This is a genomic window from Flavobacterium sp. T12S277 (genome assembly GCF_048514875.1).
Classification (GTDB): Bacteria; Bacteroidota; Bacteroidia; order Flavobacteriales; family Flavobacteriaceae; genus Flavobacterium.
In genome coordinates this window covers 1-12,545 of the sequence record NZ_JBLYEG010000029.1, presented here as the reverse complement: position 1 = coordinate 12,545, position 12,545 = coordinate 1, and the positions used below count along the sequence as shown (strand labels likewise).

Sequence of the window (12,545 nt, the reverse complement as noted above, 5' to 3'; positions counted from 1 at the left end):
TAGTTAGGATTTTCGTAAGATTACTTCTATTTTCGTCACCAAAAGTAAGTTCTTTGAATTTTACCATGATGAGCAAAACCCACTAATTACGATTAAGGAAATTTTGCAAACCCTTATAAGTATAAGTATAATGGCAAAGAGCTGCAAGACGAGCTAGGGCTTGCGATGTACGACTATGGAGCACGTAATTATGACCCTGCACTTGGAAGATGGATGAACATTGACCCATTAGCAGAGTTATCACGTAGATGGAGTACATATAGCTATGCTTACAATAATCCAATGAGATTTACTGACCCAGATGGGATGCGTGCTGTAGATAACGTAGATGATAAAAAAGAGGAGAAAGTAAGCGAGAAACAAATGGAGAAGGAAGCCAAAGAAATGGATGAAGTTCAAAATAAAATCGATGCCGATTTTAAAAAGTTTTTGGAATCTGCAAAAAAGGATTCGGATGCTGATAGTGATTCCAACGATGAAGATGACCAAGATGGGAAAAAAGTTACCAAACAATCAGCTGGGATAAAAAAAGGCGATAATGCGGAAGCTATGATAGGTAAAATATTAAAGGCAATGAAAAATGGAGATTACATCGATGGAGACGATTTGAGTTTTCTTAATTCTAAAATTGGATACCTTATAGATGAGGCGACCATGGGTTCTAATGGAGTTCTAAACATTGACAGAACGTTAGCTGGAAGAGTTGCTGGTATTGGATCAGATGCAAAACTAACCTTAAAGGCTGCAACTCTAAACGGTATGAAAGGTTATAACTTCAAACTTACAGGTGTTTCTGCTTCTGTTAGCAACAATATATATACTTCTGGTTTTATAAATGATAATAAATTATATGTTAATGAAAAAGGTAAAATATTTGCTGTCCCAATTAAATAATGACAAAAAACTTCTAATTTTTTGTTTAGTGATTCTTTTTATTAATCTATTTTATCTTTATCAAAATAATGATAATTACATCATTTTTGGGTATGGCTATGGATTAGAAAAATTATTAAATTTGAATCAAACTCCGAATCCAGTTTTGAATATTAATAGCTTTTTCCTCAGAGGATTTAGTTATCTGGGCAACTTAATAGTTTTTAATTTTATTTTTTTAATGTTGTATAACATTATTTTTAAAACTTTTAAGCCTATAAAATTTGAAACATTGTTTGTATATGCGATCAATATATTATTAGCGTTGGCAATTCTTTGTTTTTACATAACTATGAAATAAATAAAAGCGTTTCGATATTCTGAAACGAACCACAAACGCATAAGGATCATTTCTGAAGCGTGAAATAGAAACCTAACAACTGGATGATGAATCTGGTCGTTAGGTTTTTTTAGATAGATTTGTCTTTATAAATAGTTAATCATGAAAAATTTTTTATTAATATCACTTTTGACACTAAATCTAAATTTATACGCACAAGATAAATTAGATGATTATAAAAGGTTAATTGATTCTACAATTGTTATTAAATCTATTGAAACATATAGAGGTTTTCAAGGAGAGTTAAACAAAAAAAATGAAACAGATAATTGGAAGAATTATATTGCAGACTACAAGCATTACATTGAGAATATATATTTAATTGACAATAATAACCAAGCGTACTTAATGCCAACATTAAAAGATATTGACATTAAGTTTAAACAAATTGATATTTACAATAAAAAAAATAAAAAATTATTAAAAGAAGGAATTGATGTATGGAAAATAATACCCAATTTAGAAAACAATCAATTGAAAATTACCATTATCGATTTTAAAGTTACTTGTAGTAAAAACAAGTGTCAATTTGCAAATGGCGGAGGAACTGTTGTTGTTTTTGAATATTCATGTGAAGAAAAAAAATGGATATTAGCTAGCAATAAAAGTACTGCCCCATAAACATCGCTAATTATTGAATTGAAAATAAAACCTAATACTGGATGAACAATCTGGTGTTAGGTTTTTTGTTTTTCTAGTAATAGTAAAAAGCTATTTATAGTCAAATCTAATTTCTTTAATCTCTCCAATTGAAGTTGCTCTAACTTTTTTCAATACACCATCATATATAAAAATGTAGTTAGTGATATTGCCGATAAAATAACTAGAGTGTTTAGTTTTATCTTCTTTTAAAAGATAGCTGTTATCATTGAGAATAATATCAAAATTAGGTTTGTTTATTTTAGTTAAATACGCATCGTACTTAGCGAAAAAGACCACAAAAAAAAGGTCTAAGATTCCTAAACTAGGAAATATAACCGATAGTTTTTTTGAAATAGCTGCGAAAATTATTACGCAGGTAGTTATAAATAACAACAGTAATATGCCATATAATAAATGTGGCTTATTATAAATAATAATTACGACTAAACATAATGAAAACAAAAAGATACAAGAAAGTAGTTGATTGAAATAAAACATTTTATCTTGCTTATTTCTATAGAGTATTTGTAGAAATACGGGGAAAAGCATTAATCCTATCAATAATTTTAATGCAATTGTGTTATTCGCATAAAAAATGGTTAAAAAATCGACAGGGTTAAAATACATAAAGTATGTTATCCCAAAGTTTTCATAAAATGTGCTTAGATATAAAATACCGTGAATAGGTATAATAAGAATACACAGTTTTACTATTGTAGCAGTTGATAAGTTTAACTCTAAAGATTCTTTTTTGGTAAACCAGTTATTTATATTCATTTTCGTTCAATTGATTAATAAGTGTATTTGTACTCTAACTTGTAAATATATGCACTTTCGGCGGATAGATAAATTCAGTATAAATACGTATTGTATAAAACTTTGGAATTCGTTTTCTTGTTATGGTTTTCCGTAATGAAATAAAAGATTTATTGATGTTATTTGTTTTAGTCCTTTCTTGATTGACAGGTTTTTTAATTTAAAATAGGTATAAAATTTCATATCTAATAGCATCAAATTAGGCATAGTGGAGTATGCTATATGTAATAAAAATAGTTCTATATTAGCGGGAAAGAAAAAGTCCCTTTATAACACGAAGCCAACCTAATTCGGATTGATTCAAGACATTTTATGGCTACTATAAACGAGTTGCCCGCAAGCTTAACCAAAAAAACTGCCAAAAAAACACCAATGAAAATATGAAATTAATAAAAGCTAGAGTACAAAATTATAGAAGTATCAGAGATACTGGAGAATTTGAAATAGAAGAACTTAAAACTATTATGGTTGGTCCAAATGAAGCTGGAAAAACTGTAATTCTTCAAGCGTTACAAAAATTAAATCGGCCTGAAGGCGTAGATGGATTTGATGACATTAGAGATTATCCTCGTTCATTATATAATGATATAACAACTGGTAAAGTTAAATCTGAAAATATTGAAGTTGTTAGAGGATATTTTAGTTTGGATGAAGAAGATAAAAAAGTAATTCCAAAAGAATTTCACGAATGTATTTATGTTTTATATCGAAATCTTGATAATAAGGGACATTATTTTTTACAGAATGCTCCTATAAAAAAGAAATTCATTGATATTAAAAATGACTTAAATAGAATTTCATCACATATTGATAAACAGTTTTTAGATGATGTTGTTAATGTAGAAAAACCAAAACCAAGTGATGCCTTAAAAGTTATAACAGAAACTTTAATTGATGAAACTTTTTTCGACAAAGAATCTTCTGATAAAATTAAAAAATGGCTTGAAGCAAATTATTCATTGATTGATGAAGATAATGCAAAAGAAGAGGAAAGATATGCGAAAATATTAAAAGAAATTGATTACAATAATGAATTTGAGAAAATTGAAAAATTAATCAATAGTAGAAAACCTGTATTTGTACTTTTTAATAACTTCTTTAAAGTTAAACCGTTAATTCATTTAGAACATCTTGCAGACCGAATAGAAAGACAATTATTAGATGATGATAAATATTATGATTATGGTAATTTATGTCTACTAAAATTATTAGGTTTTTCTCCGAGAGAATTATCAGAGATTGGAAAAACTCCAAGCCCAAATAAGGATGATTTTGACGCGTTAAAAAAATATCGTGATACACTTGACAAACGTTCATATCAATTGGATGCTGCTAGTATTAGACTGACAAAAGAAATCAAAGCTATATGGAATCCAAATCCAAACAGACCAGAGGCTGAAAAAATAAACATATCAGCTGATGGTCAATATTTAAAAGTTGTTGTAGAGGATGATATAGGTGTAAAGATTGAATTAGATCAAAGATCAGAAGGATTTCAATGGCTTGTGTCATTTTATGTAGTGTTTTTTGCAGAAGCAATGGATAAACACAAAAATGCAATATTACTTCTTGATGAACCAGGGATGAGTCTTCACGGACTAAAACAACGAGATTTTAGAAAAACATTATCAAAACTTTCCGAGCAAAACCAAACTATTTACACTACTCATTCCCCATTTTTAGTTGGACCAGATGAATTAGATTTAGTACGTGTAGTAGAATTAAAAGACAGAGAAGAGGGAACAAAAGTTCATACAACAATTTCTTCAAGCGACCCTGCTGGTCTACTTCCTTTACAAGAAGCTCTTGGCTATGATTTAGCCCAAAGTTTATTTACACAAAAAAAAAACCTTATTCTAGAAGGACTAACCGATTATTGGTATATAGATGCTACAGCCTCATTATTAAGAGAATCAAATATTGAGAAATTAGACGAGAAAATCGCTTTAGTTTTTGCAAATTCTGCTGGTAAAGTTGTCTATTATGCAACTATTTTACACGCGCATAATTTAAAAATTATTGCTCTATTAGATTCTGATTCTGCTGGAGACCAAGCCGCTCAACAAGAAAATTTAGTTCATACTTTAGGTAATAAAAACATATTGCGAACTAAAGATTTCTGCGTAAATGTACCGAAAGCAGAAATTGAAGATTTATTACGAGAAACTTTAATAATCGTTGCAAACGAAGAATATTCAGTTAATGTAAAACCCATATCAGACGCACAACCTACTCGACCAATAATCGATATTTTTTCAAAAGAAATACCAAATTTTTCAAAATATAAATTAGCTAAAGCTTTTATAAAGTGGACTCGTAATAACGAAGCAAATAATTTGACAGCGATTGAAATTGAAAATTGGAAAAAATTAATTCAAACCATAAATAAAAATTTGAAATAATTATGACTGATTTTTTTACTCCTTCTTTAGTTACTGCAATAACTTCTTTAGTAATTTCATTAGTTGCATTATTTCAATTTTATAGAAATCAAAATTTCCAACAAAAACAGTTCAATAAAACTATAAATAGAAACTTAACAACTAAACTTTATGATTTAAGACTTGAAATATATCCAAAAGCATTTGAAATTACCGACAATATTTACAAAGATAAAGGAGGGAATTTTGATACTGAAAGACTTAAAAATACTCTCAATGAATTAATTGAATGGAAGAAAGGAAAATTGAATTTAATTATATCTTCCGAAGCTTTGGAAAGTTATTATCAATTGAGAAATAACTTGATGAAAAATCCAGCAAATAACAATAATTATTCTGCTGAACAAATTGAAAAAATAACCAATTCTAATAATAATTTCAGAAAACAGTTAAGAAGAGATTTAGGTTTTTTATTTAAAGAAGAAAAAGAAAGAAGAAATAACAAATAAAGCCAACAGGCAACAGCAGTTTGGTAATATGGCGGGTTTTGGACTTAATTTAAAGTTGGTTTTGTACTTGCAAAGTTAGTGTTTAACCGAAATTTTAGGCTTCCTTAATCCGCCACATCGCCAAGCTGCAAAACGTTAGCCAACAGCCTAGACAAACGCATAGAACTAAAAACAACGAATGAAAAAATACATAGATTACAAAAATGAAATTTTGGATTCTGAACTCTATGATGGTTTAGTAGGTTTTGGGCTTTTTGCAGAAAAAACACCAAATTTTTTAACTAGTGAAGATTTTTTAAAGTTTACAAAAACTCTTACATTCCCAATAAATGATAAGCCAAAAGATTATATAAGATATTCAAACATTAGAAATATTAATATACCAAGACCTTTTGCAATTCCTGAACCATTTGCCTATTCAAATCAATGTAAGTCACTATCAGACAATTGGAGTGAAATTAAAAATCATTTTCAAAATAAAACTGTAAATGACAAATTTAAAGTAAGTCGAATTCATTTAAGAAAACTACAAGATAAGCCACATTTATTTGAAATGAATTATAAAAATTTTTCAAAGGATGGTGATCCAGAGCAAGATATTGTTATTAAAAGTAAATTTATAGCAAATGCTGACATTTCAACTTGTTTTCCAAGTATTTACAGCCATTCTATAGCTTGGTCTTTAGTTGGTAAATCATATGCGAAAACAAATAAAAATCCAACAAATTGGTTTAATCAATTAGATTATTTTACAAGAAATGTAAAATTTGGAGAAACAAATGGTGTATTAATTGGTCCACACGCTTCAAATTTAATTTCCGAGATTATTTTAGTAAATGTTGATTTTGAACTAACTCAAAAAGGTTTTAAATATATACGAAACATTGACGACTATACTTGTTATGTGGATTCTCACGAAGAATCTGATAGGTTCTTTTTGTGTTTATCCGAAGAATTAAAAAAATATGAATTAGCGTTAAATAATAAAAAATCCAAAACAATTCCATTGCCGCAAGCAAGTGTCAAAAATTGGGTTACTAAATTGAATCATTTTAATTTTACAAACACATATATAGTAAATGAAAAAGAAGCAATTAGAGTAAAAGAATTAAAAGGTTTTTTAGATTTTGCAATTGAATTAATGTTAGACGAAGAATCAGACGGTTCAATCATTAATTATGCAATAAAAATCATATCTAATAAACATTTAGATAAAAATGCAAAAGATTATTACATAAAACAGATTCATCATCTCGTTTTATTATATCCATATTTAATAAATTTACTTGAAGTTAAAGTTTTTGAAGCTCATAAAATTGACAAATCAATCATCAAAGAAATTGCAAAAGATATTTATGCTTACGGCGTCAAGAAAAAAATATATGAAGCTTGCTCCTATGCTGTTTATTGGTCATTAAAATACGATTTTAAAATTGACTTAACAACGCTTAAAGATGATTCCATTTTGTCAACAGATTGCATATTTATGATGATTTCATTTCTTTATGACAAAAAACACGAGAAGAAGATATATTTAAAAGAATATAAAGACCAAGCAAAACATCTTAAAATTGATGATTTTGACAGATATTGGCTTTACATCTATGAAATTCTGCCTTGGACAGAATTGAACGACAAATACAGAATAATGAAAAAAAATGGTTTAACATTTATAAAAGCAGAATTTAATTAAAAAGGGCAATCGGCTAACTTGAAAAGTACTAACGAAGGTTGGTTAATTTCAGACAAAAAAAGTATTGCTTCAAATAAAATTTTTAATAGTATTGGATATAAACCAATATATGAAACAACAGATGTATTAATAAAATAACAACTGCCAAACTACCAAACGTTAGCGGATATAGTAAAAAAATGCGTGAAAAATAATAATAGAAAAAATATTTCTAAATATGACGAACTTCAACTTTTTGCTGAAGTTGACGGAGTTTGTCCAAATTGTCCAACTATTTTGATTGGTGATAAAGGTGGAAAAAAAAGGAAAGATTATGAAATAGCGCACATTTATCCCTTAAATCCCAAAGCTGAAGAAATCGAGATTCTTAAAAATCAAGAAATATTAAATAGTGATTTAAATCACCAAGACAATTTAATCTGTTTATGTCTAAAATGTCATAATGAATTTGATAATCCTAGAACTCTGGAGGAATATATAAATTTGTTGAACAAAAAAAAGGATTTAATTCGACTTTCTAAAGAAAAGTCATATTGGATAAATTCAAATATAGAAAATGAAATTTTTGAAATAATTGATTTTCTAGCAAATGAAGATTTTGATTTTAATGAACCTGATATTTTGAATTATAACCCTAAAACAATTGACGAAAAAACTGACTCTACAATAACAAAGCTCACAAAAAGAAAAATACATAAAAATGTTCAAGACTATTTTAATCAAGTAAAAAATAAATTTAGGGATTTGGACAGTTTACAACCTGGCACAACAGAGACAATTTCTATTCAAATAAAACAACATTATTTATTGCTAAGGAAAAGTGATTCAAAAAAAAATCAAAAAGAAATATTTGATGCTATGATTGAATGGTTAAACAAACGAACTAAAAATAAATCATATGAATCATCAGAAATAATTATTTCTTATTTCATCCAAAATTGCGAAATATTCGAATGATATACCCAAATAAACATATACGATTCGAAGAATCAATTATTTATAAAATGATTTATCTTTTGGAAGCTCAAGAGTATTCTGAAATGACAATTAGTGAACTTTTTACAAAAACAATATCTAAATTTCAAAATGCAGATGAATTTATTTATTCATTAGATGTTTTATATATTTTAGATGAAATTGAAATAGATTTTGAAAACGAAATTATAAAATATGTTAAAAGAAATTAAATCGGAACATTTCATTGAAAACCCTATAAAATTTTCAAATGGATTAAATGCAGTCTTAGGAGATGATATTTCAACAAATTCAATTGGAAAATCAACACTTTTAATGATAATTGACTTTGTTTTTGGCGGTCAATCGTTTATAACAAATGATTCTGGAGTTATCAAAAAACTTGGACACCAAAACTTCTTGTTCAAATTTGAATTTGATGAAGTCGATTATTACTATAAGCGAAGTACTGAAAATCCGGAAGTTGTTTCATTTTGCGACAGTGATTACAATACATTAACAGAAGATACTGTTGAAAATTTCACCAAAGCAATTAAAGAAAAATACAACATAAACAATCCGTTTTTATCATTTAGAAAAATAGTAAGTACTTTTTCAAGAATATGGGGAAAGGACAATTACAATGTAGATAAACCATTACAAGCATTTACCAAAGAACCTGAATCTACAGCAATTACTAACTTAATAAAATTATTCAATTTATACGAAACAATTGTTGAGACTGAAGTAAAAATTAAGGAGCAAGACGAATCTAAAAAAGTAATAACAGGATTACATAAAAAAAACTATGTTGAGAAGATCACGAAAACAGATTTTAAAAAAAACGAAATTGAATTAGATCGAATACAAAGCGATATAGCAGATATTAAAGACAATCTATTGCAATATACTTTAAATATAGAAGAATTAACAAGCAAGGAAATGATTGAATTCAAAACTGAAAAAAGTAAGTTTTTACAATTACAATCAAATAATCAAAATAAGATTCGACGTTTAGAATTAAATCTTGAGCAAAAAAGTGTGAAAAGCAAATATTTTAATAAACTTTCTAGTTTTTTTGAAAATACAAACGAGAATAAAATACAAGAAATAGAATCTTTCCACAACAAAATTGGGTCAATTTTAAAAAGAGAATTAAATAATGCAAAAAAGATACTCGAAGATGAAAATGAAGTTATTAATGAGGAAATTGTAAAAATAGATTTGAAAATATCAAGTTTACTTGAGAATGTAAAAAGCCCAAAGTTTATTGTTGAGAAAATTTATGATTTAACGATAGAATCAAACAAAATATCAACCGTAAATAAGTTTTATCAAGAAAAAGAGCAAGTTATAATTGATTTAAAACAATTAAATTTAGATCTAGAAGAAACAATATCAGAAATTATAAAAAGTATTGAAGAAAAAATTAATACAGAACTAATAAGAATTAATAAAGAAATTCATACCGGAAACAAGAAAACTCCAAAAATTAAATTAAACAAAAGGTCGTATTCTTTTGACCATCAAGACAACACTGGAACAGGTAAATCCTTTTCTGATTTAATTGAATTTGATTTAGTAATTTTAAAATTAACTTGTCTACCGTTTTTAATTCACGATTCTATATTATTTAAAAACATTGAAGATTCAGCAATTGACAAAATTATCGAACAATATTCAACCGAACAAAAGCAAATCTTTATTTCTTTAGACGGCATAAATAAATATAGTGAGAAATCGATCGAAATTTTAATGAATAATAAAGTAATTCAGCTAAATGATTCAAGAAAATTGTTTAATCAAGATTGGAGATAATCGTCATAAATAAAAGCCATCTACTAACAAAGGTTTTATAATAGAAAAATAATATGAAAGTTGAATTTAGAAATGAGCATGGTATAAAACCTCCTGGTTCATTAGTTGAAATCTTGTCACATCCATTACTTTCAAACAAATCTATTGAACTTGCAGTTTTTCAAGAACATAGATATGCATTTTTTTATTGGTCAAAATGGAAAAAAGATTTAAAATCTGAAACCCCTCCATGTTTAGTTAGTTTAGATTGGCACCAAGATTTATGCTTTCCATGTGAAACTGAGAAGGAATGGTTGGAAAATTTAAACCTTGAAAATGATGGAGAAGTCGCCTTTTTTTCTTGGGCTAAACTAGCAGGAAATAATGATGGTCACATTTTATGTGCAGCATATCTCAATTTGGTTGGAGATATTTATGTCCATTGTAAACAAGGGAAATTTGAATCGGATTGGGAAGATGAAAAATTTATTGATTTGTATGGAAACACACATACCATTAAAAAATTTAAAACTTATGCAGCTCTTGAAGATTGTCTTTTAAAATCAACAGAACAAAGTGTATACTTTGATATCGATTTAGATTTTTTTACACTTAATAATCCATATAATAATGGAAATTTTGAACAGAAATATACTTATCTTAAACAAAAAGAGATAGTGAATATGTTAGAAATTAAACGGCCTTTGATTAATTGGATTTTTGAAAGACTAGAGGGTTTTACTATTGCAACTGAGCCAGAACATTGTGGGGGTTTACTAAAATCTAACAAATTACTTGATATAATAAATAAAATTTATTTTGAACCAAGTTTGTTTACTCCAATGAGCTGTGAATGGAAACATAAAAGTAAAAATTCTAGGTAGTAATTAGCTTTTTTTAGAAAGTCCTCCCTCCATTCTGAAACGAACCAAGCTCAGCAATTGTCGCAAACCTCTTTTTATAGGGAGTTGCTATTTGTAATATTTTTCAAAGTTAACTATTTGATCAATCGAAAATAGGTTAAAAAATGTTCCCTGAATATTTCCGAAACATTTTGGTTCAAAACTCTGAAATCCATTTTTCAGATACCTTGTGAGATGTATTGACTTTAAATATTCTTCTTGCTCTTTAATGATTTTTACTGTAAAACCATAAAGAATAGGGTAAATCACTATGTGTTCTTTGATTTTATTATTTAAATTAGTCGACTTGCTTTCAAATTTTTGTAGAAGTCTGCCATCTAGAAATTTTTTAAAATTTTCTTTCTCATATTTTTTTATATCAAAGTCAAAGCTTACTACGTCAACGTAAAAATTATGCTTTTGCTTTTCAAAGTGAAAATCTATGCTTTTACCATTATCAAGTACTTTTTCATATTTTAAAAAGTTTGCTTTGCTACTAAGATCTACACATGCTGCTATTTCACCTAAAACATGTTTAAAGTTGCTACTTTTAAAATTATTTAATGCGGCCAATATCAAACTTTTAAAATTTTTGTTATTTCCAAATTCTAGAAACTTATCGAGTAAAAAGTTAAAATAACCAAATTCATTTCTTATGTCTGAAGATGTATTGATATAATGTTCTTCAATGAGTTTAAAAAATGTAACTAAAAAATTGTTATTCGGAGTTCCACCTCCGTGTTCTTCAGAATGATTATATGATTTTCGCAAAAATTGTTCAAATTCCTTTTCAGAAATATATTCAAATAAATTGGGCAGATACATTTTCATCAAACCAATTCCATTTTTGATTATAGTGTCATTTATCATAATATAATTTTCTGTCCAACCTTGGCTCCAATTGCTTATAATTCATAAAGATATGCAACTTCCAATCACAAATATATCAATGAAATTCCATTAAATATAAAAAGATGTCTAAGCATCTTTTTATATTTCTTCAAAATTGAAAAGCATTTTAATGTTTACATTCAATTCTTTAGCTATTCCAAATAAGGCTTCAACAGTTGTATTAGTTTGACCTCTTTCAATCAAACCTATATGGTTTTTAACTAATCCTACTCTTAATCCAAGCTCTTCTTGTGAAATAGGTTTTCCTGTATCCTTATTAATACATTTATTCCGTAACTGCGTTATTCTTTTTCCTAGCAGTATTCTTTCCGTTACGAAGCGTTCTTTTTCCATTTGATAAAATTCGCTTTTTGCAAAAAGAAAAAAGGCAACATATATATTGCTTTTAAAATAATATTGTTATATTTGGCAGTAATAATTTATATTTGCGAAACTTCATATAAAAATATTTGAAGCATTCGCTTTGAATCTCGTTCACGAAAACTGGTAATTTTTAAACACGCGAGAAGATAAGTGCCAATGCTCACGCCTTAAAGGGTGTGGGTTTCTATGTTTTATCCAAATAAATATTGATGTTTTTTTTCATAAAATCTATCATCTCTTACACAAGCAAATATTCTTAAGATCAATTTATTCCTAATAGCATTGATAATCGACATCACATGT

Annotated in this window: 11 protein-coding genes and 1 pseudogene; 9 read left to right on the top strand and 3 right to left on the bottom strand. The window is 27.4% G+C overall.

Annotated elements, in window-relative coordinates:
- Positions 1 to 126: 126 nt before the first annotated feature.
- Together ACN1CN_RS22120 and ACN1CN_RS22115 are read left to right on the top strand one after the other, a co-directional pair.
- A pseudogene (locus ACN1CN_RS22120) lies at positions 127 to 894 on the top strand (RHS repeat domain-containing protein); the annotation flags it as partial.
- 481 nt (positions 895 to 1,375) lie between these two features.
- Positions 1,376 to 1,894, top strand: a complete 519-nt coding sequence (locus ACN1CN_RS22115; protein WP_419137762.1) for a hypothetical protein — start codon at positions 1,376 to 1,378, stop codon at positions 1,892 to 1,894.
- Between the two features lie 90 nt (positions 1,895 to 1,984).
- Here ACN1CN_RS22115 and ACN1CN_RS22110 read toward each other — a convergent pair whose 3' ends face one another.
- Complete coding sequence (locus ACN1CN_RS22110) at positions 1,985 to 2,692, bottom strand: hypothetical protein (RefSeq protein WP_419137760.1); 708 nt, start codon at positions 2,690 to 2,692, stop codon at positions 1,985 to 1,987.
- A gap of 419 nt (positions 2,693 to 3,111) precedes the next feature.
- On the opposite strand from ACN1CN_RS22110, the gene ACN1CN_RS22105 reads away from it, so the two are divergent.
- From ACN1CN_RS22105 to ACN1CN_RS22075, 7 genes are all read left to right on the top strand, one after another.
- Positions 3,112 to 5,133, top strand: a complete 2,022-nt coding sequence (locus tag ACN1CN_RS22105) for an AAA family ATPase (protein WP_419137758.1) — start codon at positions 3,112 to 3,114, stop codon at positions 5,131 to 5,133.
- A gap of 2 nt (positions 5,134 to 5,135) precedes the next feature.
- Positions 5,136 to 5,621 carry a hypothetical protein gene (locus ACN1CN_RS22100; protein WP_315190019.1) on the top strand — a complete coding sequence of 162 codons (486 nt, stop codon included), beginning with the start codon at positions 5,136 to 5,138 and terminating at the stop codon, positions 5,619 to 5,621.
- 178 nt (positions 5,622 to 5,799) lie between these two features.
- Positions 5,800 to 7,314: an RNA-directed DNA polymerase gene (locus ACN1CN_RS22095; RefSeq protein WP_419137756.1), complete on the top strand. Its 1,515-nt coding sequence runs from the start codon at positions 5,800 to 5,802 to the stop codon at positions 7,312 to 7,314.
- A gap of 183 nt (positions 7,315 to 7,497) precedes the next feature.
- Positions 7,498 to 8,271, top strand: coding sequence for an ABC-three component system protein (locus ACN1CN_RS22090; protein WP_419137754.1), 774 nt, complete (start codon positions 7,498 to 7,500; stop codon positions 8,269 to 8,271).
- Positions 8,268 to 8,501, top strand: a complete 234-nt coding sequence (locus ACN1CN_RS22085; protein ID WP_419137753.1) for an ABC-three component system middle component 7 — start codon at positions 8,268 to 8,270, stop codon at positions 8,499 to 8,501. Before ACN1CN_RS22090 ends, ACN1CN_RS22085 begins: the two co-directional genes overlap by 4 nt.
- Positions 8,485 to 10,086, top strand: coding sequence for a DUF2326 domain-containing protein (locus tag ACN1CN_RS22080; RefSeq protein ID WP_419137751.1), 1,602 nt, complete (start codon positions 8,485 to 8,487; stop codon positions 10,084 to 10,086). The genes ACN1CN_RS22085 and ACN1CN_RS22080 overlap by 17 nt, the downstream gene beginning before the upstream one ends.
- Positions 10,087 to 10,139: 53 nt before the next feature.
- A complete protein-coding gene (locus tag ACN1CN_RS22075; RefSeq protein ID WP_419137749.1) occupies positions 10,140 to 10,949 on the top strand; it encodes a hypothetical protein in 810 nt (269 codons plus the stop codon).
- Between the two features lie 87 nt (positions 10,950 to 11,036).
- Here the strand turns inward: ACN1CN_RS22075 and ACN1CN_RS22070 are convergent, their stop codons facing one another.
- Complete coding sequence (locus tag ACN1CN_RS22070) at positions 11,037 to 11,837, bottom strand: hypothetical protein (RefSeq protein WP_419137747.1); 801 nt, start codon at positions 11,835 to 11,837, stop codon at positions 11,037 to 11,039.
- A 120-nt stretch (positions 11,838 to 11,957) separates the two neighbouring features.
- A complete protein-coding gene (locus tag ACN1CN_RS22065; RefSeq protein ID WP_419137745.1) occupies positions 11,958 to 12,212 on the bottom strand; it encodes a helix-turn-helix domain-containing protein in 255 nt (84 codons plus the stop codon).
- Positions 12,213 to 12,545: the final 333 nt, after the last annotated feature.